The sequence below is a fragment of the Acidovorax sp. FHTAMBA genome, assembly GCF_038958875.1.
Classification (GTDB): Bacteria; Pseudomonadota; Gammaproteobacteria; order Burkholderiales; family Burkholderiaceae_C; genus Acidovorax.
This window is the reverse complement of the sequence record NZ_CP152407.1, coordinates 3,333,261-3,356,103: the sequence shown is the minus strand read 5'-3', so window position 1 is coordinate 3,356,103 and position 22,843 is coordinate 3,333,261. Positions and strand designations below refer to the sequence as shown.

Annotated in this window: 15 protein-coding genes, 2 tRNA genes and 1 riboswitch; of the genes, 5 read left to right on the top strand and 12 right to left on the bottom strand. The window is 63.5% G+C overall.

Features of this window, described 5'->3' with window-relative positions:
- Window positions 1-86: 86 nt before the first annotated feature.
- Window positions 87-530 carry a CBS domain-containing protein gene (locus tag AAFF19_RS15720; protein WP_182118409.1) on the top strand — a complete coding sequence of 148 codons (444 nt, stop codon included), beginning with the start codon at window positions 87-89 and terminating at the stop codon, window positions 528-530.
- An 88-nt stretch (window positions 531-618) separates the two neighbouring features.
- On the opposite strand, the gene AAFF19_RS15715 is transcribed toward AAFF19_RS15720, so the two are convergent.
- From AAFF19_RS15715 to AAFF19_RS15700, 4 genes are all read right to left on the bottom strand, one after another.
- Complete coding sequence (locus tag AAFF19_RS15715; protein ID WP_182118410.1) at window positions 619-2,166, bottom strand: caspase family protein; 1,548 nt, start codon at window positions 2,164-2,166, stop codon at window positions 619-621.
- Window positions 2,167-2,249: 83 nt separating this feature from the next.
- Window positions 2,250-4,031, bottom strand: coding sequence for a patatin-like phospholipase family protein (locus tag AAFF19_RS15710; protein WP_182118411.1), 1,782 nt, complete (start codon window positions 4,029-4,031; stop codon window positions 2,250-2,252).
- A complete protein-coding gene (locus tag AAFF19_RS15705) occupies window positions 4,024-4,677 on the bottom strand; it encodes a hypothetical protein (RefSeq protein WP_182118412.1) in 654 nt (217 codons plus the stop codon). The genes AAFF19_RS15710 and AAFF19_RS15705 overlap by 8 nt, the downstream gene beginning before the upstream one ends.
- A gap of 407 nt (window positions 4,678-5,084) precedes the next feature.
- Complete coding sequence (locus tag AAFF19_RS15700; protein WP_342720529.1) at window positions 5,085-7,331, bottom strand: EAL domain-containing protein; 2,247 nt, start codon at window positions 7,329-7,331, stop codon at window positions 5,085-5,087.
- 161 nt (window positions 7,332-7,492) lie between these two features.
- Here AAFF19_RS15700 and aroC point away from each other — a divergent pair, with 161 nt between their 5' ends.
- On the top strand, window positions 7,493-8,590 hold the full coding sequence (gene aroC, locus AAFF19_RS15695; RefSeq protein WP_182118413.1) for a chorismate synthase: 1,098 nt from the start codon (window positions 7,493-7,495) through the stop codon (window positions 8,588-8,590).
- A gap of 12 nt (window positions 8,591-8,602) precedes the next feature.
- On the opposite strand, the gene AAFF19_RS15690 is transcribed toward aroC, so the two are convergent.
- The 4 genes from AAFF19_RS15690 to AAFF19_RS15675 form a co-directional block, all read right to left on the bottom strand.
- Window positions 8,603-9,505, bottom strand: coding sequence for a DMT family transporter (locus tag AAFF19_RS15690; protein WP_342720528.1), 903 nt, complete (start codon window positions 9,503-9,505; stop codon window positions 8,603-8,605).
- Window positions 9,506-9,792: 287 nt separating this feature from the next.
- Window positions 9,793-10,242: a transcriptional regulator NrdR gene (gene nrdR, locus AAFF19_RS15685; protein WP_008906699.1), complete on the bottom strand. Its 450-nt coding sequence runs from the start codon at window positions 10,240-10,242 to the stop codon at window positions 9,793-9,795.
- Between the two features lie 17 nt (window positions 10,243-10,259).
- Window positions 10,260-11,504: a serine hydroxymethyltransferase gene (glyA, locus tag AAFF19_RS15680; RefSeq protein ID WP_182118414.1), complete on the bottom strand. Its 1,245-nt coding sequence runs from the start codon at window positions 11,502-11,504 to the stop codon at window positions 10,260-10,262.
- Window positions 11,505-11,539: 35 nt separating this feature from the next.
- Window positions 11,540-11,691, bottom strand: a riboswitch (ZMP/ZTP riboswitch).
- A 64-nt stretch (window positions 11,692-11,755) separates the two neighbouring features.
- Window positions 11,756-12,598 carry a lytic transglycosylase domain-containing protein gene (locus tag AAFF19_RS15675; protein WP_342720527.1) on the bottom strand — a complete coding sequence of 281 codons (843 nt, stop codon included), beginning with the start codon at window positions 12,596-12,598 and terminating at the stop codon, window positions 11,756-11,758.
- Between the two features lie 952 nt (window positions 12,599-13,550).
- On the opposite strand from AAFF19_RS15675, the gene AAFF19_RS15670 reads away from it, so the two are divergent.
- Window positions 13,551-16,298 (top strand): DUF349 domain-containing protein, encoded by a 2,748-nt coding sequence (locus AAFF19_RS15670; RefSeq protein ID WP_342720526.1) that lies wholly within the window; start codon window positions 13,551-13,553, stop codon window positions 16,296-16,298.
- Between the two features lie 144 nt (window positions 16,299-16,442).
- On the opposite strand, the gene AAFF19_RS15665 is transcribed toward AAFF19_RS15670, so the two are convergent.
- Together AAFF19_RS15665 and AAFF19_RS15660 are read right to left on the bottom strand one after the other, a co-directional pair.
- A tRNA-Leu gene (locus AAFF19_RS15665) sits at window positions 16,443-16,527 on the bottom strand.
- A 313-nt stretch (window positions 16,528-16,840) separates the two neighbouring features.
- Window positions 16,841-16,925, bottom strand: a tRNA-Leu gene (locus AAFF19_RS15660).
- A 19-nt stretch (window positions 16,926-16,944) separates the two neighbouring features.
- Here AAFF19_RS15660 and rnr point away from each other — a divergent pair.
- Entirely contained in the window at window positions 16,945-19,275 is a 2,331-nt protein-coding gene (rnr, locus tag AAFF19_RS15655) for a ribonuclease R (RefSeq protein WP_342720525.1), read from the top strand.
- Between the two features lie 92 nt (window positions 19,276-19,367).
- On the opposite strand, the gene AAFF19_RS15650 is transcribed toward rnr, so the two are convergent.
- Window positions 19,368-20,360 carry an alpha/beta hydrolase gene (locus AAFF19_RS15650; protein ID WP_342720524.1) on the bottom strand — a complete coding sequence of 331 codons (993 nt, stop codon included), beginning with the start codon at window positions 20,358-20,360 and terminating at the stop codon, window positions 19,368-19,370.
- A gap of 130 nt (window positions 20,361-20,490) precedes the next feature.
- Between AAFF19_RS15650 and AAFF19_RS15645 the strand changes: the two genes are divergently transcribed.
- The gene (locus tag AAFF19_RS15645) at window positions 20,491-21,231 is read left to right on the top strand and encodes an AraC family transcriptional regulator (RefSeq protein ID WP_008906706.1); all 741 of its coding nucleotides are present in this window, start codon (window positions 20,491-20,493) and stop codon (window positions 21,229-21,231) included.
- Between the two features lie 3 nt (window positions 21,232-21,234).
- Here AAFF19_RS15645 and AAFF19_RS15640 read toward each other — a convergent pair whose 3' ends face one another.
- Window positions 21,235-22,776: an NAD(P)H-hydrate dehydratase gene (locus tag AAFF19_RS15640; RefSeq protein ID WP_182118419.1), complete on the bottom strand. Its 1,542-nt coding sequence runs from the start codon at window positions 22,774-22,776 to the stop codon at window positions 21,235-21,237.
- Window positions 22,777-22,843 lie beyond the last annotated feature (67 nt).

Below are 22,843 nucleotides of genomic sequence, written 5' to 3'. Positions count from 1 at the left end.
CTGGGCAACCCCAATGGATTTGCTGGTCTCTGCGGGCCCACACACACTCTTTCCGATTCTTTCCGATCCCCCGGAGACTCCGCACCATGAAAGTCAGCGACATCCTTCGCGTCAAAGGCAACACCCTGTACACCGCATCGCCGGACGAGCCGCTGGCAGGTGCCGTGAGCCTGATGGCCGAGCGCGACATTGGCTCGCTGGTGGTGATGGAGCATGGCGACCTGGTGGGCATGCTCACGTTTCGCGAGGTGATCCAGGCCTTGGTCAAAAACGGGGGCGGCGTGGGCACGATGCTGGTGCGCACCGCCATGGACGATGCACCCCTGACCTGCACGCTCGAAACCGACATGGACGAAGTGCGCCGCATGATGCTGGACCGCCACGCGCGCTACATGCCCGTGATGGACCGCCGCATGCTGATGGGCGTGATCAGCTTCTATGACGTGGCCAAGGCCGTGGTGGACAGCCAGAACTTTGAGAACAAGATGCTCAAGGCCTATATCCGCGACTGGCCGGAAGAGGGTGCGTAAAGGGGGATGTCAACGAGCCGCGAGGCGCCACCTGCCAGCCGCCGACGAGGTTTGGTGTTGCTCCCATGGCTTGGGTGCGTGCACGAATTCAGCGTGGTTTGTGAATACGCAACACTTCGCGTGTCCAGCTGTCGTCCCTGGTTCCTCCATCACGGCGACGGATCTTGACCTCACGGACAAGTTTCACAATAGACCCGTTGCTGGTGATCCAGTAGGTTATCTTCCCGGACGCGCCGCTTTGCGTGCTCAGGATGCCCTCAACGCGGTACGCCGACATAGTCCCTGCCACTACGGTGATTTGCTCGTACGCCACTACTTTCATCTCTTGCTCTACCCATCCGGTCAGACCGCCCGGGGTTTCCGATGTTGAGGGCAAGGCCATTTGCGAGCGCGTGATCCATTTCTTGCCGATCTGGAAATCGTCTGCAGGCAGCACCTGAAGGGGAGGGTCGAAAACTGCACCGAAATCGTTGCGGATCGTGCCGCCTGTGAGGTTCACTATCTGTTGGCCGTTGTTGATTTCAACAACGCCATCCTTGATGGCCGTAACGCGCAGGGTTTCCCTCCGTGTCTCAAGTTTGGTCAGGTAGTCGCGATAAACCTGTTCAATTTCGTCGCCTACACGGACGTCCCGCTGGACTGTGTGACGGCCCTGCACTGGGGTGGCTGTGATCTGGGGTTTCGAGAGTTGATCCAGCTGGCTCTGCGCCGCTTCACTGATCATTCCATTCGGATGGGTTTGCAGAAATGCGTAAAAATCGTCCGGGTTCCGTGACTGTTTGATGCGATCCCAGTCGGCCTTTTCGCGAAGGAACAACTGATCGCGTTCCTCCGGCTTGGGCTTGGGCACGGGCGTGGTGGAAACAATCGTGCCGGAGCTTCGTCCATCGTTGAAGACGAAGTCCTCCTCCAGGCTGGTACTTTCCCAAGGAATCTGGCTGCCCCGACTCTTTTGCCGTACCTGTAGTCGCACCCGCTTGAACACGTCCTCAATACGCGCCGTAGGTTTGGCCAGCTCTTGCAACAGGTAGCCGGTGTACAGACCATTGCTGCCTTCTCCATCGTCGGCAGTATTGCCTGGCGCCGTAGCGTACGCGAGGAAGGTGCCAGGCACAGCGTCAATTTGAGCAAGTCCTTTGGCCGGAGCTGTGCCCTCAAACGGGTTGTTCCGACAAGCGTCAAGCACCAGAATGTTGACGCGATTGCCCGCCTGCTTGAAGGCGCTCACCACGGCATCCAGGTCAACTGACTGCGTCACGACATCCTGTTCGCTTCTGGGGCGCGCATCCACCGGCACCATGTAGTTGCGCCAGTCGATCTGCATACCATGTCCAGCGTAGTACAGCATGCCAACCCCGTTTTTGCCCTGGAGCTGCTTGCGCGCAGCATCAATGGCCTGGGTCATCTGATCGCGCGATCCATCGCGCAACTCCAGCACCTGGAAGCCCAGCTTGCGCAGCTGCTCCGCCATTGCCTTGGCATCATTGGCCGGGTTTGTGAGCGCCGCGTTGCCTGGGTAGGCAGAGTTTCCGATGACCAGGGCGATGCGTACGTCGAGTGGGGCGTTTGCCTGCGCCGATGTTGTCAACAGGGCTACCGCCAACAACGCGCGTGTGAGCAAACGTTTGGTGTCCATTGTTCTGGCCGTGAATCGCATCATCGCTGGTCCCCTCAAAAATTTGGTACCCGATCGGGGCAGCCGCGGCCCAACCCGTACCCTCAACGCAGCAGGAGGGGCTCAGGGAGCATTGCAGGCGTGCTCCCGCCCGGTGTTTGTTCGGCTACGCACTTCACAAACCTGTCGGTATTTTGTTCAGATTCTGTCAAGTTCAAAGGTTTGCGTATGGGCGCAACCTCCAGCTCCGGACGGAACAGAATTTCCTGCTCAAGAGCACAACGACCTTCACTGCTAAGGCCGCGCTGTGCGAACCATCCGCAGACCGCCGCGAGTGACATCCGGTCTTGTCGAACTGCGATGCGCGCGGCATCGTAGAGCAGATCTTGTAACTGCTTCTGACTGCAGTTGGGGGCGCCGCTGAGGCGATAGCTGGTGGCCACCTGGCTGACAAGACGACCGAGCCGGGAGCGATAGGCAAAGATCGCCTTGTCCCGTTCCGTATGGAGATCCAGCGGCTGCTGCACTCCATCGCGATCCCGCCAGGGCACGACCGCCTGGATCTCGTCCAACGCGATATGCCACACATGGCATTCGAACTGCCTTCGCTCGGGCATCTGCTGGGCGGCAAGGTTCAGCACGTTGCCCGGCGCGAAGTACTGGGCCTCGGTAAATGCGCGCCCATGGAAGTGGTAATACTCGATGGCGAACTGACTGGTTCGGCGGTATGGGCGGATCTTGTAGTCCCAGAGTCCAGGCGATAGTTCCACGTTGTATTGCCCGAGTGGAACGTCCCGTCGGATCCCCATTTTTGCCAGCGTTTGCTCGCGGCGGTTGGACAGCATCGCATCTATGGCGTCAAGGAAGTTCAGGTCAATCAGCACAGATCCAAAATTGCGGCGGTCCGACTGCCGCATTTCTGATACACCCGCGCTGGGAACATGCGAATCCACCACCATGATCATGCATCCCTGAGATGGCTGCCCCGCGTTGAGGCGCTTGACATGGTGTTCGCGCGCCAGACGGATCAACGACTCCACGCCCAGGTTGTCACTCGGGCCACCGTCAATCAGATGTACGAAGCGTCGGTCATCCGGGGCATCCGCATCTTCGCGCCGCTTTGCAGGATCGAGGCTGTACCGGCGCAATGTCACGGAATTGAAAACACCTGGAAACGCGCCGGAGGACGCCATGGCCCAGGCCAGCGGAAACCGGCTGAGGTCGGAGCCCGTGGAGCGCAGAAACTGCTGGTCACTGAACACGAAGGGCGTGCCTCCGTTGGTGGTATCCGTTGCGTTGAAATATACCGCCGGGCGACGCGGTCCTCTCGGTCCCAGTTCGCCAAAGGTCACCTGCTTGCCTGCGAACAGCTTTTCCTCGAACAAATGAGCGAGATGGTCGCTGCGATCCAGGTCCGTAAAAGTGGTCGACAGCAAATTGACGGGATTGAGCAATTTCCCGATGAGGGGCATGGCGAAATCGGTTGCTGCCACACGTCGACCTTGGTCCGCCCAGTCAGGGGCAGCACCATTCACAGCGAAGTACGCGGCAGGGATTGCCCCCCCGCTGACTGCAGAGATGGCATCCACCTCCGATAAGATCCCCAAATTGTCCAGTTCCAGAAGAGCTGCCATGCCGAAATTGGCGGATCGACTGCCGCCTCCACTGATGGCAACACCGATGAACTGGGGCCGATCAGCAATCCATTCCGTTGCTGCTCTAGGGACCGGCACGAGCGGCTGCACAAACGACCGCCCGGTATCAGGTTCGTTGCGATAGCTCAAACCAGGGCGGCTGCCTACGACCGTGCACCCGGCCAGGCAAGCAACTGCCAGCACCACGCTGCTGGTGGCGCGCCAGCCACGATGGCTCAGACCATCAATCATGGAAGAAAGTCAGCAGAACGGCATTGGCGCTGCGGTTGGTGACTACGACACGCACATCTGGCACGTCTCCCGACATCCACTCACACATCAGTTCGCCCCCGGAGTGCGCGGGTTCACACAATGGTTCGCTTTTCGGCCCTTGAACTGACAGTGCAATGTCCTGCATGTGATCGCTCGCAATGCCGAAAAACGCCTTTTGCTGAGGTTTCACCGAAAGCTGGATGGGCTTCACACCACGTGCACCGATTACCAAGGGTTGAACCTGCGGGCCAATAAGTGTTCCCCTGCTGCGACGTGCAGCCGATGCTTCGTCGATAAGTGTCCGTAATTCGGGCCGATCCTTCGCCAACTCTTTGGCGCGAGCAAGCAAGGTGGCGGCATCTGTCTGATCGATCACACCTTTGCGATCACCTTCGATGACTGCCCGGGATGGTTGCAGTCCGGAAAGGCGCTGGAGCTTTGCCGCCACCAGCAGTGCCTGTGGATCATTCTGCGCGAGGCCATATCTGCCCAGTTCCTGGCCCAACGTCCATTGCTGCATCATCAGCGGTGTGAGGGGCGATGTCGATTGCGCAGCCGCCGATGCGGGGAGACTGCTTGCTGCAACAAGCAAGGCAGCGGTAGCGAGCGAATACTTTGTACGCATAGTCATTCTTGTGCAGATAGTCATAAAGCAGCCATACACAGTCACACACAGCGCACGCAGATTAACCCAAATGATTGGCCGCGGCCATGGGTTGATTGCCGATGACCGCATGCGCTTTTACGGTGTGTGCAATCGATGGTTGGGAGCGAACTGCCGGCAGGATGGGCAACAATTTTTGGCCTATTCACAGTACTTTGACCGGCATGCCAATGGCTGAGGCTGATATCCGGGCCTCATGAAAAGCGGCGGCGGCTAGGCACAACGCCGGTGCTTACGACGATGGACGATGCCCCTATGGCCTGCGCTCTGCAAACCGACATGGACGAGGTACCCCAAAAGTGATGCTGGATCGCCACGCGCTACATACTTGGGATGTTCATGCCGTGTTTCGCAAGCGTGCATCTACGTCAGCGGTGGCCGAACGCCGCCAGCGGAGTCTTGTCAATCAGCCAGGTTTCCAAATCTTGCGCTGGCATGGGTTTTCCGAACAGGTACCCCTGCAACACCGGGCAGCCGTGGGCCTGCAACCACTGCTGCTGACCGGTGGTCTCCACCCCCTCGGCCACCACCACCATGCCCAGGCTGTGCGCAATGCTCAGCACCGACACCGTGAGGGCGCGCGCCGTGGCGCTGGTGGTGAGGTCCTGCACAAAAGCCATGTCGAGTTTCAGTTCACTGATGGGCAGGCGGTGCAGATAGCTCAGGCTGGAATAGCCCGTTCCAAAGTCATCCAGCGACAGCTTGAAGCCCTGGTGGTGCAGGGACTCGATGTTCTGCAGCGTGACGGGCCGTGCATCCATCATCACGCTCTCCGTGATCTCCAGCAGCACGTCGCTGGCACGCAGGCCATGGCGCTGCAGCGCATCGCTGATCTCCTGCGCAAACTCCGGCCGGTGAAAGCTGCGGCCCGAGAGGTTGACGGCCACGCACGGTACATCGTGGCCCGCAGCGCGCCAGGCCGCCAGCTGGCGGCAGGCTTCGTCCAGCAGCCACAGGGTGAGCTCATGGATCAGCCCGGCGTCTTCGGCCACGGGGATGAACTGTGACGGCGGCACCATGCCCCACTGCGGGTGGTTCCAGCGCGCCAGGGCCTCCACACCGTGCAAGGTGCCGGGGGCGCTGCTGAGGACCTGCGGCTGGTAGTGCAGCGTGAGGCTGCGGTCGGACAGCGCCTGCTGCAGTGCACGCTCCAGCGCGGCGCGCTCCTGCGCGCGGCGGTTCATCTCGGCGCTGAACAGCTGCAGGCTGTGGCGGTGATCGCTCTTGGCCTGGTGCATGGCCTGGTCTGCATGGCGCAGCAGGGTGTCAATGGTGTCGCCATCGCTCGGAAACATGGCGATGCCGATGCTTGCGTGCGGTACATGGGTCTGTCCCAGAATGTTCAGCGGCTGGGCGATGGCGTGCAGCACCCGATGTGCGCGTTGCACCGCCTGCTCGGTGCTGCATTCGGACAGCAGCAGCACAAACTCGTCGCTCGACAGGCGGGCGATCAGGTCGCGGGCGCGCAGGCCCTGTGTGAGGCGCTTGGCCACTTCGCAGAGCAGCGCATCGCCAGCCGCGTGACCTTGCGTTTCGTTCACCTGCTTGAACCGGTCCAGGTCCAGGAACAGCAACGCGCCCGGCCTACCTTCCCGGTGAAGCTCGACCAGGGCACGCTGCGCACTGCTGCGAAACAGGGCTCGGTTGGGCAGACCGGTCAGTACGTCAAAAAACGCCAGCTGGTGGATGCGCTGGTGCGTGCTGTCGCGCTCAATCGCCACCGCACACAGGTGCAGGCACACGTCCACAAGCCGCCGGTGCAGGGCATCGGGCATGCGCGGTTCGCGGTAGTAAAACGCAAACGTGCCGATCGGCTGCCCCCGGTGGTCGCGGATGGGGCTGGACCAGCAGGCGCGCATCCCGCTGTCGACAAACAGGGCGCGGTAGTCGTCCCACAGTGGGTCGGAGGCAATGTCGGTCACCACCACGGGCTCATTGCGAAATGCAGCCGTGCCGCACGAACCCGCCCTGGGCCCAATCGGCACCCCATCCAGGGCCCGGCTGATGGCGGCCGGCAGCCCCGGCGCCGCCAGTGGCCTCAGCAGGCCCTGTGCATCGACCGCGAGGATGGTGGCGGTGACCTCGGGGGCTATGCGTTCGACCTCGCGGCAGACCAGCGCCATCAGCTCGGGCAGCGGCAGTTCCTTTACCATGCCTTCCAGCACCCGGGTCTGCAGCACCTCATGCATCTTGGTGAGCGTGATGTCGGTCAGGATCGAGATGCTGCCGCCCGGGCCGTCCGCGTCGTCACCGGCAGGGTTGATGACCAACGAGGCCCAGCGTGGTTGCCCGGACTTTCCATACAGGAGCGTGTCGCCATGGAAATGCCCGTGCGCTTCCACGTTCGCCCGGATGCTGTCGATCAGGTCCCTGTCGGAATGGGGCCCCAGGAGCACCTCGTTCAGACGCCTGCCCAGTACTTCATCGGGCCCGTAGCCAAACATGCGCCTGAAACCTTCGTTCACGTACACCACGCGTTTGGCGCTGTTGGTCAGCACTATGGCGTTATCGCTGGCGTCAAGGGCTCGCCGAAGTTGCGCGTCTGCCAGTGGAGCGGGCTGGGGAGGGTGGATCGGCAATGGAGAGCCCTGTCTGGGTGGCGCGAAGGAGGGCATGGTGTCCCGAAGGTGGATGCCGCATGCTAGCAAGCGCGCAGTGCGATGCCAAGCAGGAACTGGCCCCACTGGTGGTGCCCGCGGGTCCGCGTCAGGGTGGGGGAGCGCCACCAGGCTTCATGGTGCGCCGGGGCCGTCATGCTCTGGGATAATCCCGCCCCATGAGCGGCAACACCATCGGCACCTTATTCGCAGTCACCAACTTTGGTGAATCCCACGGCCCGGCCATTGGCTGCGTGATTGACGGCTGCCCGCCTGGCATGCCGCTCGCCGAGGCTGACATCCAGGCCGACCTCGACCGGCGCCGCCCCGGCACCAGCCGCCACGTCACGCAGAGGAGCGAGCCCGATGCGGTAGAGATCCTCTCTGGCGTATACGAAGGCAAGACCACCGGTACCCCCATCGCCCTGCTGATCCGCAACACCGACCAGCGCAGCAAGGACTACAGCAATATTGCCGAGAGTTTTCGCCCCGGCCACGCGGACTACACCTACTGGCACAAATACGGCATCCGCGACCCGCGCGGTGGCGGCCGCTCGTCGGCCCGCCTGACGGCGCCCACGGTGGCTGCGGGCGCCGTGGCCAAGAAGTGGCTGGCACAACAGTATGGCGCCCAGTTCCGCGCCTGCATGACGCAGCTGGGCGAGCTGCCCATCCCGTTCGAGAGCTGGGATCACGTACGCGCCAACCCCTTCTTTGCCCCGGTGGCCGACGTGCAGCAGTACGAGGACTACATGGACGCCCTGCGCAAGGCCGGTGATTCGTGTGGCGCCCGCATCCGTGTGCAGGCCACGGGCGTGCCGGTGGGCCTGGGCGAGCCGCTGTATGACAAGCTCGACGCTGATATCGCCCACGCCATGATGGGCTTGAATGCCGTGAAGGGCGTGGAGATTGGCGCGGGCTTTGCCAGCGTGGCGCACCGGGGCACCATGCACGGCGATTCGATGACGCCCCAGGGCTTTCGCACCAACAACGCCGGCGGTGTGCTGGGTGGCATCAGCACCGGGCAGGACCTGGAGGTGAGCATCGCCATCAAGCCCACCAGCTCCATCATCAGCCCGCGCGAGTCGATTGACGTGCACGGCAACAGCACCGAAGTCATCACCAAGGGCCGCCACGACCCCTGCGTGGGCATTCGCGCAGCGCCCATTGCCGAGGCGCTGCTCGCGTTGGTGGTGATGGACCACGCCCTGCGTCACCGTGCGCAGTGTGGCGACGTGGCCTCCCCCGTGCCGCCCATCCAGGCGTCGTTTCTTTGACTGGCCGGGCGGCTAACTCCTGCGCGAGCGCAGCGCAACAAGCCACCGCAGCGGGTTGAACCCCGTGACCAGGCCCGTAGCCACCAGCACCAGGGTGCCGCCCCACACCATGGCGGGCCCGAGGGCCTCGCCCAGAAAGATGTGGCCCCAGGCCACGCCAAACAGCGGAATCATGAAGGCGGAGCTCATTGCCGCCACCGGGGACACATGGGTCAGCACCCGCAGGTTGAGCCAGTACGCCAGGCCCGAGGTCACGATACCCATCACCGCCACCGCTGCCAGGGCACCGGGCGTGAACTGGGCCTGCGGCAGGCTCCAGCCCGCGCCCGGGATCAGCAATACCAGTGCAGCGGCGTGGATGCCCGCAGCGATCGACAGCGGAGACATGCGCTTGGTGGCACGCTTCATCCAGGTCGTCGAAATCCCGTAGCACGCGGACGCCGCCACGCACGCAGCGGCGGCCCAGAGCAAGGCCGGTGTGGGCTCCACCGGCCCCAGTTGCACAATCAGCGCAACCCCCGCAAAGCCGCAGATGCAGCCCAGCCACTTGCGCGTGCTCAGCGAGTCCTCCTTCATCCAGGCGGCGGCAATCACGCCGAAGGGCACGGCCATGGTGTTGAGCAATGAGCTGTAGCCTGCGGGCAGGTGCAAGGCCGCCCAGGCATACAGCAGAAAGGGCAGGGCCACGGTCAGCGTGCCCAATCCGACCAGCTCGCGCCAGTGGCGCCAGGGCCAGGCTTCGTGGGCGAAACGCATGATGCCGATCAGGGTGACCGTGGCCAGGCCAATGCGCAGCGCAGCCATCACGTTCGGCCCGAGCACAGGGCTGGCAATGCGGATAAAGAGAAACGAGGCGCCCCACAGGGCAGACAGCAGCACCAGCTGCAGGAAGTGGCGGGTTTTCACCGGGCGCATTGTGGGGTACGGGCGGTTCATGCGCTGGCGCGTTGCACACCAAATTTTGGATGAAAAATGCCGTTAGCGCTTATCCATCAAGCGCTGGTAGCTATCAATTAAGGAGTTGCTGTGGGTGTTGCACAGGTGACAGCCGGCCCCACCCGTGTTGGTATCCGCTACACGATGTTCTGCGATTGGCTATGCAATCAATAGCTGCAGGCGCTTTCTGGTAAAGCGCTAGAGGCCAAAAACACCTTCAACCTATCACGCAGCACGCTTCAGGTGCATACGCGACGATGTGTCGGTTATTTGCGCACTTCATCGACCATGGCGCGGAAGTCGTCGATGTCTTCAAAGCTTCGGTACACGCTGGCAAAGCGGATGTAGGCCACCTTGTCGAGCTTCTTGAGCTCGCGCATCACCAGCTCGCCAATGCGGCTGGAGACCACTTCGCGCTGGCCCAGATTGAGCAGTTTTTCCTCGATACGCTCGATGGCGCTGTCGATCTGGTCGGTGCTGACGGGACGCTTGCGCAGCGCCAGATTGAACGAAGCGAGCAGCTTGCCCCGGTCGTATTCAATGCGGCGCCCGTCCTTTTTGACGATGGCCGGGAAGTTCACCTCCGGCCGCTCGTAGGTGGTAAAGCGCTTGTCGCACGCGCCGCACTGGCGGCGGCGGCGAATGAAGACCCCATCCTCAGACACCCGCGTTTCAACGACTTGCGTTTCGAGGTTGCTGCAGAAGGGGCACTTCATGGTTTTCGGCGGTGGATTTAGCCGTAGACGGGGAAGCGGGCGGTCAGTGCGTTGACCTTGGCACGCACCGCGGCGATGTTGGCTTCGTCGCGCGGGTTGTCCAGCACGTCCGCGATCAGGTTGGCCGTGATGCGGGCTTCTTCTTCCTTGAAGCCGCGCGTGGTCATGGCGGGGGTGCCAATGCGCACGCCACTGGTCACCATCGGCTTTTCAGGGTCGTTGGGGATCGCGTTCTTGTTGATGGTCATGTGGGCAGCGCCCAGCACGGCCTCGGCTTCCTTGCCGGTAATGCCCTTGGCGCGCAGATCGACCAGCATCACGTGGCTTTGCGTTCCGCCGCTCACGATGCGCAGGCCGCGTGCGGTCAGCGTCTCGGCCACCACCTTGGCGTTCTTGGCCACCTGTTCCTGGTAGGTCTTGAACTCGGGCTGCAGCGCTTCCTTGAAGGCCACGGCCTTGGCCGCGATGACGTGCATCAGCGGGCCGCCTTGCAGGCCGGGGAAGATGGCACTGTTGATGGCCTTCTCGTGCTGGGCCTTCATCAGGATGATGCCGCCACGGGGGCCGCGCAGGCTCTTGTGCGTAGTGGATGTGACCACGTCGGCATGGGGCACAGGGTTGGGGTACACGCCAGCGGCAATCAGGCCGGCGTAGTGGGCCATGTCCACCATGAAGATCGCGCCCACATCCTTGGCCACCTTGGCGAAGCGCTCAAAGTCGATGTGCAGGCTGTAGGCCGAGGCACCGGCGATGATGAGCTTGGGCCTGGTTTCGTGGGCCTTTTTTTCCATCGCGTCGTAGTCGATGGCTTCGTTGGCGTCGAGGCCGTAGGAGACCACGTTGAACCACTTGCCGCTCATGTTCAGCGGCATGCCGTGCGTGAGGTGGCCGCCTTCGGCCAGGCTCATGCCCATGATGGTGTCGCCCGGCTTCAGGAAGGCCAGAAACACCGCCTCGTTGGCGGAAGCGCCGCAGTGCGGCTGCACGTTGGCGGCTTCGGCGCCAAAGATCTGCTTGACGCGGTCGATGGCCAGCTGCTCGGCCACGTCCACATGCTCGCAGCCACCGTAGTAGCGCTTGCCGGGGTAGCCTTCGGCGTATTTGTTGGTCAGTTGCGTGCCCTGCGCCCACATCACGGCGGGGGAGGCGTAGTTCTCGCTGGCGATCAGCTCGATGTGGTGTTCTTGCCGGGCGTTTTCAGCCTGGATGGCGGCAAAGAGTTCGGGGTCGGTTTGTTCGACAAGAATTTTGCGGTCGTACATGGTTGGCAGTCCTATGAACTTGTGTCCCTTGAAACAAGGGCTGCCCAGGCGAACGGCTGAACGCGCAGATAAAGACCTTTGCGGCACGCTCCCCAGTGGTTCACAAGAGGCAGGCTCTTGCTGGTTTCCACGTCAGCGGCGACACCCGTTGCGGGGGTCGCGCCTATCGCCAGTCGCGTACCCCGCTAGTGTAGCTGAGGGCCGTCACACGGCAGCAGAAAGAGTGCGCACCGCAAGGCCACCTGACCGGCTCAAAGGCCCGAGAGCAGGGCGACCTTGTCGTTGCTGGCCGGGGCCGGCGCAGGCGGCGCGACCACGGGGATGACCTGCGCAGGCGCCTGGGTCGACAAAGTCGGCGGTGGCGATGTGGGCATCGACGACCGGCCACCAGCCACCTGGCGCAGCCGGAAGTGCTCGGCCATCACCTTGGCCGCATAGCCACCATCATCCGGCAGGTTTGCTGCGCCGACGTAGTAGCGCAGTCCACCCTCGACCGACCCGGCCCGTGCAATGCATTCCTGGAGCACCTTCACACCCACACGCAGGTTGGTGACCGGGTCGAAGGCGGCAAAGTGGCCGCCGAAGTTTTCATACTTGTCGGTATGCACTTTGGTCATCACCTGCATCAGGCCTTGCGCGCCAACGGAGCTTTGGGCAAACGGGTTGAAGCTCGACTCGATCGCCATGATGGCAAGGATCAGCGTGGGATCAATCTTGGCGCGCGCGCCGATGTCGTAGGCCTCGGCCACAAGGACGCTCAGCGGCTCGGGCGCCACGCGGTACTTCTTGCTGAGCCAGAAGGCGACAGCCGCCTGCTCTTTGGGAAGGTCGCGGGGGTTGGCCGCAGTTGCGCGCTCGTTGGCCTCGGGCTCGACGGGCATGCCCAGCACTTCAACCTGCCGGGCCTGTAACCAGTTCATCAGTTGCGCTTCGCCCGCCTGGCGCAGGTCCGGGCGGGCCGTGAGGGTGATCACGACGAATGCAACGGCCAGGCCGATGAGGGCAAAGCTGTTGTGGGTGATTTCAAGAAAACCTTCGGTCACGTCGGCCACGAAGGTCCGTACGCCGGAGACCAATTTTCCTGACGCTGTCATAGCTCTTCCTTTCTGAGGCGCCGCAGTGTTGGATCCAGTCCTTGGAGGGACTGGCCCGGTGCGGATATCGCCTGGATTGGTACGCCATCAACGGAGGCCGCACGTCTGGGGTGTGCTTGGGGCCTGCCTTGACTTAGCCGGGGTCGGCAGCGAGATTGGGGTTTTTACTAGCCCGGTTTGGGGCTGGCGGATTCTAGAAGTTCACTAAATGCTTAGTCAATACTAAAAAATTGCTTTTTCAGACATTAAAGTTATGAAAAATATGTGAAAAACCACAGTTTTTTGGGTATTTAGCTGACCTTTGCCTGTACCTCTGGGTGAATGGCTGGCCTACCTGAATGGCATTTTCAATCGCGGGTTTGGGTGCCATTGAGAATCCGGTTTGAGTTGAAGCTGCGGGTTTGGTAAGGTTGCGCTGCCTGTAGATAACAGGCATCGCCAGACAAAGCCAACTCTCCCTCCGGAGGCATTCAGTGCCCAGGTGCAGCAGATGCGGCTTTCAAGGCAACCCTTGGAGGCAATACCTTGCCTCCGCGCCATGTGGACTTTCATCTCCGCATTGCGATCGATGGCAAAGACCGTTGTGTCAGCCGTCAAGCCCGGCGGGCAGGCCTTGAGGCCCTGTCCGCCGGGCTTTCTTCTTTGCACCATCAAGTGTTGCCGTCGGTGGACTTGGGTTGCGCTTGCATATATAGATAATGGAGGCCGTGCCTTGGGGCAGACGCCTTGTCGCATGAGTTTGAGTGCGGCGCTCCAGGGGATGCACCATGTCAGTCAGTCTGGCAAAGCTTTGTGCCAGATCACCCTCACGGGTGGGCGTACCGCCTCGATGCGGACTGTTTGCCAAACCCGGTGAAAATAGCTTCCTTGTAGTTCTGGTGCGCGCATGGCGCGGTCGCCAGGGCGCGCCCCGAGGCGGTACGCCGGGGCACCTCTGTTATCCATTGGATCCATGTTTCCATTTTTTTCCCGCAACAAAATGTCCGACGCACCTGAAGTGAATCCGGCCCCGGCCAAACCCCATGAGCCGCATCCGCTGGATGCTTTGACCGGCGGCGCTTTTTCGGCTGCCACGTCCGGTGAGCGGTCCTCCCGCATTCGCGACTGGCTTGCCAGCCAGCCTCCCACTGAGCAGTTGCAAGAGGTGTTCAAGGAATTGAGTGGGCGGGACAAAGGCGCTGCACGTGCTGTGCGCGAGCGCCTTGACGAAATCCGCCGCGCGAAGGGCCAGGAAGCCATTGCCGCAGAGTGGGCAGAGAAAGCACAAGCGCTGCTCGCAGCCCCCAAACTCAACATTGCCGATGCGTTGGCCTGGCAACGTGATGCCGCCAAAGCCGGGGCGCCGCTCTCGCGCGAGCCCCTGTCGCTGCTCAAGGTTCAGGTTGCCGACCGCATCAAGGTGATCGAGGATCTGCAGCACCGCGTGCAAGTGCAGCGCGAGGCGGCAGTGTTGCTGGCCCAGCGCATCGAGGTGCTGTCCACGAAATCCTGGCGGGATGCACAAGCGGCGCTGGAACTGCTGCGCGTGGATGTCGCCCGTTGGCAGGAGCAGGCGCTGGAGTTGACGGGTGACGCCAGCTGGAACAGCGTCGAAGCGCGTTTTCCGCCGCTGCTGGACGCATCTCGTACCCAGTTGCTGGTGGTGTGGGATGCCTTCCAGCCTGCGATTGCCCAGGCAGTGGCTGCGTCGGAAGACGCGAATGCACCTCTCCCCCCGGTCCCCGTGTGGGCCGACGAATTGCGGGTCGCGCGTGGATTGCCCACGGAGGCTGCTGCAGCCGCCAAGCCTGCGCGCGTGGCAAAGCCCAAAGCTGCACCCGAGGTGGTTGAGAAGGCGGTGCAGAGCGTGCGCGATGCGCTGGCAGTCCTCGAAAAGGAAACTGCCGAGGGCCATGGCAAGGCGAGCGCCGGGGCGGCAGCTGCGCTGCGCGCCGTGCTCAAGGTGCATGGCAAGCATATCGACGGTGCCCTCGAGCAACAGGTGCACACGGCCCTCGTGGCAGCCGGGGAACTTGAAGGCTGGCAGCGCTGGAGTGCAGATCAGGTGCGCGAAGACCTGGTGGCCAAGGCAGAAGCCCTTCTGAATCGACCCGAAGGTCAGGCTCTGGGTGGCCGCAAGATGCAGGAAACCCTGCGCAGCCTGCGCGAGCAGTGGAAGCAGGCCGATCAGGGGGGGGCTCCCAACCATGGCCTGTGGAAGAAGTTTGACGAAGCCTGCAATGCAGCGCACAAGGTGGTCGAAGCCTGGCTCGACAAGATCCGCACCGAGGCCGCTGAGCACAAGGCGCAACGGCTGGCGCTGATCGAAGAGGTCAAGGCGTGGGCCCAGGAACACGCAAAATCTGGCGACTGGAAGGCGATCAACCGTGCCCTCCACCAGTTTGGGGATCGCTGGCGCGAAGGCGGCCACGTGGGCGAGAAGCTTTTCGCGGAATTGCAACCGCTGTGGAAGCAGGCTATCGCCCTGGCGGCGGCTCCGCTCGAAGGTGCACAAAAGGAAAGCCTGGCCCGCCGCCATGCCATGATCGATGAGGCCATGGCCCTCGGTGCTGCGCCCAGCTTGCGTATTGATGCCGTCAAGGCGCTGCAGCAACGCTGGCAAGCCGAGGCGCAAACAGTGCCCTTGGACCGCAAGCATGAACAAAAGCTGTGGGATGCGTTCCGCAAGCCCATTGATGAAGCCTTTAACCGCAAGTCGGCAGACCGCGAGCGCGCAGTGACCGAGTTGAGTGCGCGCGACCGCGTGGTGCTGGAGGCTTCCAAGGCCCTGGAGGCTGCCAATGCCAGCGGCGACGCGCAGCGGATCCGTGCAGCCATGCAGGCGCTGGAAGCGGCACTGCGCGGCCAGGCCCAGGCTGCAGAAGCTGTGGCCACAGCGCACAAGGATGCCCAGGCGCAATCGGAGGCGCAGGCGGGCTCCCCCGCCGTTGCTGCAGAAGCAAGTTCCAGCGCATCGGATGGAACAACCCCCGGCAGTGAAACCGCCGAAGCTGCAGCCCCGGCGCCCGCAGCGCCCAAGCCTCCAGTCCGGCCTGTGGTGGCCGTGCGCGGTGATGACCGCCCCGGCATGAAGAAGGACGCGCCTGTAGCCCCTGGCCGTGGTGCTCGCCCTGGCGACCGTCGCGAGGGTCGTGCGGGTGACCGCGACGGCGGCCGTGGCCCGCGCGGTGATGGCCGCATGGCGGACCGCGGTGACCGGGGCGGCCGCTTCGGTGACCGCCCGGCCTTTGAAGACCGGGGCCCCCGTCTGGGTGACACTGCGTTCCGCGCCCAGCGCGAAGCCATGGAACACGCACAGCTGGCTTTGAAGAAGCTGGCGGCGCAGGCCCATGGCGAAGCCCTGACCCAGCTGTTGACGGCTTGGGAGAAGCGCGACGCAGCGCTTGTGCCGGGCTCACACGATCTGGGCGCTGGTGTGAGTGCATCGGTGCGCAGTGCCTGGACGCAAGCGCTGGCGGCCCCACCCAAGGGAGAGGCCGGCGAAGCCCTGCTGCGCCTGGAAATTGCCGCTGAAGCGCCGACACCCGCAGAACACATTGCGGCGCGGCGCATGCTGCAGCTGCAATTGCTGACGCGCCGCAATGACCCTGCCCCGGCGCAGACCTGGGGCCAGGATGTTGCACGGGTTCTGGGCAGTGCCAGCGATGGCGCCAACGCACGCCGTTTACAGAATGTTCTGAAGACGCTGTTGCGCAAGTAACTCACGAGTCGGGGTACGCGCCCTGCAATGCGTATGCCCGTAACACTGCACCCAAAACGAAAACGAGATCGCTCTGGCGGTCTCGTTTTTTTGGAGGTCAGAAAGCAAAAAAGCCGTTGCAGTTGCAACGGCTTTTTGTGTATTTGGTGCCCAGGAGAGGACTCGAACCTCCACGATGTTACTCGCTAGTACCTGAAACTAGTGCGTCTACCAATTCCGCCACCTGGGCTTTCAGATCAGCCTCGAATTATAGAACAAATAATTCGCAGCGCTGACCAACTTCCAAAGAATATGCTGAAAAGGCCGGTGGAGAAGGGCGAGGGCCCGTGGTAGGCACCGTGCATCAATCGAAGGGCAAGTGGTTGGTGCGGCTCAGGGGCGGTTGCAACGCGGTCAGCGGAGCTTTGGGTTGAGTTCCTGCCCGCATCTGTCACGTAGACGCCAGATTCGGGAGCGGATTTTCTTGGCACGCACAACAAAAAAGCCGCTGTGTTAGCAGCGGCTTTGATATTTTGAAAACCTTCTCAGGTTCTCGTTAAACTTGGTGCCCAGGAGAGGACTCGAACCTCCACGATGTTACTCGCTAGTACCTGAAACTAGTGCGTCTACCAATTCCGCCACCTGGGCATTTCAGGAAAGACTAAGATTGTATAACAAAAAAACCACCCCCGGCGCGCAGTCCGCGCATTTGTCGGACGAGATTGAAGGCAGCGTGCAAGGGCACCGTGATGGACACGGTTTTGTCATCCGTGACGATGGCGAAGGCGACATCTATATCCCCCCGAACGAAATGCGCGCAGTCCTGCACAAGGACCGTGTGCGCGTGCGCATCGTCCGCCAGGACCGCCGTGGCCGCCCCGAGGGGCGCGTCGTTGAAATCATTGAGCGTCCGCCCCAGCCCATCATCGGCCGGCTGCTGCAGGAAAGCGGCGTCTGGCTCGTGGCCCCCGAAGACAAGCGCTACGGTCAGGATGTACTGATCCCCAAGGGTGCTACGGGCGCCGCGAAACCTGGGCAGGTCGTTGTAGTCGAGCTGACCGAGCCGCCGGCCTTGTTTGGCCAGCCTGTGGGGCGTATCACCGAAGTGCTGGGCGAGGTCGATGACCCCGGCATGGAGATCGAAATCGCCGTGCGCAAGTACGGTGTGCCGCACGAGTTCTCTGCCGAGTGCCTGGCGCAGGCCAAGGAGCTGCCCGACAAGGTGCGCGCACAGGACAAGAAGCGTCGCGTGGATCTGACCGACGTGCCCCTGGTCACCATCGACGGCGAAGACGCCCGCGACTTCGACGATGCCGTGTACTGTGAGCCCGCCAAGGTCGGCCGCAGCAAGGGCTGGCGCCTGCTGGTGGCGATTGCCGATGTGAGCCACTATGTGGAAACGGGCAGCGCCATCGACATCGATGCTTACGACCGCGCCACCAGCGTGTATTTTCCGCGCCGCGTGATCCCCATGCTGCCCGAGAAGCTCAGCAACGGGCTTTGTTCTCTGAACCCCGAGGTGGAGCGCCTGTGCATGGTCTGCGACATGCTGGTCACTGCCAAGGGCGAGGTGCATGCCTACCAGTTCTACCCGGCCGTGATGTTCAGCCACGCACGCTTCACCTACACCGAGGTGGCGGCGATCCTGGCCAACACGCGCGGCCCCGAGGCCAGCAAGCGCAAGGACCGGGTCAAGGACTTGCTCAACCTGCACGACGTGTACCGCGCGCTGCTCATCGCACGCCAGGCGCGCGGCGCGGTGGACTTCGAGACCACCGAAACACAGATCGTCTGCGACGAAAACGGCCGCATCGAGAAGATCGTGCCACGCACGCGCAACGATGCGCACAAGCTCATCGAGGAAGCCATGCTGGCCGCCAACGTGTGCAGTGCGGACTTCATCGCGCAGGGTGGCCAGCCGGGCCTGTTCCGTGTGCACGAAGGCCCTACGCCCGAGAAGCAGGAGATCCTGCGCAACTATCTCAAGGCCATGGCCGTGGGCATGACGATTGGCGACGACCCGAAGCCGGGCGACTTCCAGGCGATTGCCACGGCGACCAAAGAGCGGCCCGACGCGCAGCAGATCCACACCATGCTGCTGAGGTCCATGCAGCAGGCCATCTACACGCCCGTCAACAGTGGGCACTTTGGCCTGGCGTTCGATGCCTACACGCATTTCACCAGCCCGATCCGGCGCTACCCCGACCTGCTGGTGCACCGCGTCATCAAGGCCATTCTGAGCAAGACGAAGTACGCGTTGCCGACCTTGCCCATACCCGGTGAAGCCCATGCCAAACTGGCCAAGCGGCTGGCTGCCCGCGTGGCGGCGCCCGGCACCAAGCCCCGCAAGGATGTGGCACCGCCCAGCCGCGACACGCAGGCCTGGGAGGCCGCCGGCCTGCACTGCAGTGCCAACGAGCGTCGCGCCGACGAAGCCAGCCGCGACGTGGAAGCCTGGCTCAAGTGCAAGTACATGCGCGAGCACCTGGGCGAGGAATACAGCGGGGTAGTGAGCGCAGCAACCAGCTTCGGCATCTTCGTCACGCTCGATGCCATGTATGTTGAAGGCCTGGTGCACATCACCGAGCTCGGTGGCGAATACTTCAAGTTCGACGAAGCGCGCCAGGAACTGCGCGGTGAGCGCACCGGCATCCGTTATGCCATCGGTGCCCGCGTTCGGGTGCAGGTGAGCCGCGTCGATCTGGACGGCCGCAAGATCGACTTCCGCCTGGTGCGCGAGGGCGAAGAGCTGCTGGGCCGCGCGCTCAAGGACAAGGGCGTAGGCACCGAGGGCACCGGTGGTGCTGCCCGAAAGACAGGCGGCCGCTCGGGCGGGCGAAAGTCTGACAAGGGTGCAATCCCGTCAGCGACCGAGCAAGCCGGGCTCTCGCGCGAGCGGGCAGCGCGTTCACCGATTCAGTCGCTGAAGGCCTCCGTCAAGAAGGCGGTTGCGGGCAAGTCGAGCAAGAGCAAGGCGCGCAAGCCGCGCCGCGGGTGATTCAAGCCAGACGGCGCACAACGCACCTCTTGTTCGTTTACTCATAAATTTATAGCTGCTGGCGCTTTATGGATAAGCGCTGGAGGCTATTTTTATGGATATTTCACGGCGGCACTGCTCTTGGGGCTGACCGCAACGGCCAGAAAGTTTGCGTACCGCTGCGCTGTGTCTTTGGGCGCTTCCATCATGGGCAGGTGGCCGATGCCAGGCAGCGCGGCAATCTGCGCGTGCGGAAGCAGCGTTTGCAAGGTCTTGAGGCCGCTTCGGTCGAACACGCGGTCGCTGTCGCCCCACAGGACCAGGGTGGGATGCTGCTGCAGGCGGCCCAGGTGTTGTTCCAGCAGGTAGCGGTCTTTGAGCTGCGCGTCCCACAGGCGGGTGTTGGAGGTGGCGTTGCGCAGCGCTTCTTGTTCAGACGCATGCAGGATGGGATAGGGCAAAAAGGGGCGCTTTTCAAACACCAACTCCATCATCGCGTTGAAGGCGGCGGCATCGTGGGCCACCAGCGGGCGTTGTCCGGTGTCGATGAGGCGGTCCATGGTGCTGGGCTGGGGCGAGCGAATGCCGTGGGGCGCGCCGATGAAGGCCACGCTGGCCACGCGCTCGGGATGCTGCAAAGCAAAGAGAGCGGCGATGGTGCCGCCCATCGAGTTGCCCGCCAGATGCACGCGCCCAAGGCCGAGGGCTTCCAGAAACGCGGCCAGCCGCGTGACGTGGGCGGCGTAGTCGTAGGGCTGGTCGTCCCGCCGTGTGCTCTCGCCAAAGCCCGGGATATCAGGGGCAATCACCCGGTACTGGCCGGTGAGCGGTCGCGCAAAATCCACCCAATGGTCCTTCTCCGCAAAAATGCCGTGCAGCAGAACGATGGGTGTGCCACTGCCGTGGCCCGGCGCGGGGTTTGGGGGCGTGCCGCTGTCCAAGTAGTGGACGGTGTGCATGGCCGCATCGGCGGTTTTTTCTTCCAGGCCGGACAGATGGCGATTGGCCCTGAGCAGAGGCTCTTTGAACAGCGAAGGTTCCCCGTAATAGAGGCCGACCATGCCCAGTACCAGTGCCGCTGCGACAGAAATAACGATGCGTTTCAAGAAGCGTTCTCCAAGGATATGGCTGCGTGCGTGCCAGGGACTGCAGCTTCAAGCGTCAACACCTGCCCGGCCCCTGGCGGGAGAGGCAAGGCTACGGAGATCTCGGTAAAAAAACTTGTAGGTTTGGGCTATGCCAGCACGCAACACACTGACCCTGGGCACTGACCGGGCGCTCTACGTCGGAGAGATCCCGGCTACCGGCTGGCACTGCCATGCGTCGCCGGTGCTGCTGATGGGGCTCTCGGGCCGGTTTGCGGTGCACTGGGGGGCAGGGCATGAGGAGACCTGCCACAGCGCGTTGGTCGATGCCGGGGTGGCGCACCTGTTCGACCCTTGTGGTGAAGTGGTGGCGCTGGTGTACCTGGAGCCGGATTCGCACGAAGCACGGGCGTTGCGCGGTCTTCTCCAGCAAGAGGGTGGCGTGGTGCTGGATGTAGCAGCTCCAGTGGGTGCGCGCAGTGCCATGGAGGGTTATCTGCATCACTTCGACCTGCCCGCCTTGCTGCGCTGCCCGTTCGATAGCGAGGTGACGCCGCTGGACCTACGCGTGGTGCGCAGTCTGCATGCGCTGCGCCATCCGCAGGCGGGGCGGGTGGCACGGGATGACCTGGCCTCGGGCGTCCAGCTTTCGGCGTCGCGTTTCAATCACCTGTTTCGCGCCGAGATGGGGGTGAGCTTGCGTACCTATCGGGTCTGGTCCCAGGTGCGGCTGGCGATGGCGGGGCTGGCGGTCAGCCCGCGCCTGACCGACGCGGCGCTACATGGCGAGTTTTCTGATTCGGCCCACTTCAGCCGCATGTTCCGGCAGACCTTTGGCATGACACCGTCGAGCGTGCTCAAGCCGCTCAAGAAGGTGACCTTGCTGGCTTGAGGCTCAGCTTCCGCCCACGCGCCGCGCCAGCGCACTGGCCGTCAGCGCCTGGCGCGCTGGCCAATCATCAGCCGCCTGGCCATGCTGGTAAACCGCTTCACTCGCAGCGCGCAAGGCGCTCGCACCGGCGGCCAGGTGGGCGCCCACCATGCCTGCCAGCACATCGCCTGTACCCGCCGTGGCCAGCCGCGCATTGCCCGTAGGGTTGATGGCCGGGACGCGGTCGGGTGCAGCGACCACGGTGCCCGAACCCTTGAGCACGGCCACGCAGTTGAACTGGTTGGCCAGTTGCTGCGCGGCATCCAGCCGGTGGGCCTGGACCTCGGCGGTGGTCAGGCCCAGCAGGCGAGCAGCCTCCAGCGGGTGCGGTGTGAGCACCGTGGGTTGCCCGTGCTGTCCGCGTGCCACCACCAGCGCGTGCAGTGCGGCCTGGGTGGCGATGGTGTTGAGCGCGTCGGCATCCAGCACCAGTCGGGCTGCGCGGGTGATGACCTCGGGCAGAACGCGAGCGATGGCCTGCCCGCCGCCACAGCCGCAGACCACGGTGTGCTGTTCCAGTGCCAGCGCTTCAAAGCTGCGGAACATCAACTCGGGCTGCTGTGGGTCGAGTTGCTGCTGGCCGTTGTCGAGCAGGGCCACCAGCACCCGGCCCGCGCCGCTGTGCAGAGCGGCCGAAGCGGCCAGCAGTGCGGCGCCCGCCATGCCCATGCCCCGCGCTGCCAGTCCTTCGCCGCCCACCACTGCCACGTCGCCATAGCTGCCCTTGTGGCTGGCGTGGGCGCGGGGGGCGGGCAGGGCGGGGCCGGAGAGCCAGGCGTTGGGCGGCTCGTGCCCGGGTTCTACGCCCAGATCATCCAGCCAGACCTGGCCTGCTGCGTCCCGCCCGGCGGCGGTGAACAGGCCGGGCTTGAGGGTGAGCAGACTCAGCGTGTGGCGTGGCGGGGGCGTTTGGTGGTGCAGGTGGTAATGCAGTTGGGTTGGGGTGTCGGGCGCGAGGCCTGCCGCAAACTGGCCGGTGTCTGCGTCTAGCCCGCTGGGCAGGTCCACGGCCAGCACGGGGGCCTGGCTGCGGTGCAGGGCTCGCAGACAGGCCTGGAGCCTTGCGTCGGGCGTGCGTGCGGGGCTGTGGGGTAAAGAAGAGACGCCAAGGCCCAGCAGCGCATCAATGCACAGGTCGTCGGCCCCCAGATCGTTGGGCGCAGTGTCTGCCGAGGACACGCCCGCATCCCGTGCGCGCTGCCACGAGGCCCTGGCATCCGCCGGGGCCGTATCGGGCTGGCCCAGCCAGGTCACGATCACTCTGCGGCCACTGCGCTGCAGGTGCATGGCAGCTTCCAGCCCGTCACCGCCGTTGTTGCCGGGGCCGCAGGCAATCCACACGGTGCGTGCGTGGGGTGCCAGCGCCTGGGCCAATTGCGCCACGGCCAGGCCGGCGCGCCGCATCAGGGTGTGCGGGGGCAGGGCGGCCGCTGCCGCTTTTTCCAGGCGGCGGGTGGCGGCGGTGTTGAACAAGGGGTGCGGCTGGTGGGCGGTGATGCGGTGCATGGGCTGCAGGGGGCAAGGGCTGCTGCCAGCGGCAGCGCGCCTGCCATTGTGCGCCGATGCCCCGTGG

Coding starts and splice junctions, on each gene's coding strand:
- AAFF19_RS15720 (WP_182118409.1), top strand. CDS start 87: ATGAAAGTCAGCGACATCCTTCGCGTCAAAGGCAACACCCTGTACACC.
- AAFF19_RS15715 (WP_182118410.1), bottom strand. CDS start 2,166: ATGGACACCAAACGTTTGCTCACACGCGCGTTGTTGGCGGTAGCCCTG.
- AAFF19_RS15640 (WP_182118419.1), bottom strand. CDS start 22,776: ATGCACCGCATCACCGCCCACCAGCCGCACCCCTTGTTCAACACCGCC.
- AAFF19_RS15690 (WP_342720528.1), bottom strand. CDS start 9,505: ATGCGCCCGGTGAAAACCCGCCACTTCCTGCAGCTGGTGCTGCTGTCT.
- AAFF19_RS15705 (WP_182118412.1), bottom strand. CDS start 4,677: ATGCGTACAAAGTATTCGCTCGCTACCGCTGCCTTGCTTGTTGCAGCA.
- AAFF19_RS15675 (WP_342720527.1), bottom strand. CDS start 12,598: ATGACAGCGTCAGGAAAATTGGTCTCCGGCGTACGGACCTTCGTGGCC.
- aroC (WP_182118413.1), top strand. CDS start 7,493: ATGAGCGGCAACACCATCGGCACCTTATTCGCAGTCACCAACTTTGGT.
- glyA (WP_182118414.1), bottom strand. CDS start 11,504: ATGTACGACCGCAAAATTCTTGTCGAACAAACCGACCCCGAACTCTTT.
- AAFF19_RS15710 (WP_182118411.1), bottom strand. CDS start 4,031: ATGATTGATGGTCTGAGCCATCGTGGCTGGCGCGCCACCAGCAGCGTG.
- AAFF19_RS15700 (WP_342720529.1), bottom strand. CDS start 7,331: ATGCCCTCCTTCGCGCCACCCAGACAGGGCTCTCCATTGCCGATCCAC.
- AAFF19_RS15670 (WP_342720526.1), top strand. CDS start 13,551: ATGTTTCCATTTTTTTCCCGCAACAAAATGTCCGACGCACCTGAAGTG.
- nrdR (WP_008906699.1), bottom strand. CDS start 10,242: ATGAAGTGCCCCTTCTGCAGCAACCTCGAAACGCAAGTCGTTGAAACG.
- AAFF19_RS15645 (WP_008906706.1), top strand. CDS start 20,491: ATGCCAGCACGCAACACACTGACCCTGGGCACTGACCGGGCGCTCTAC.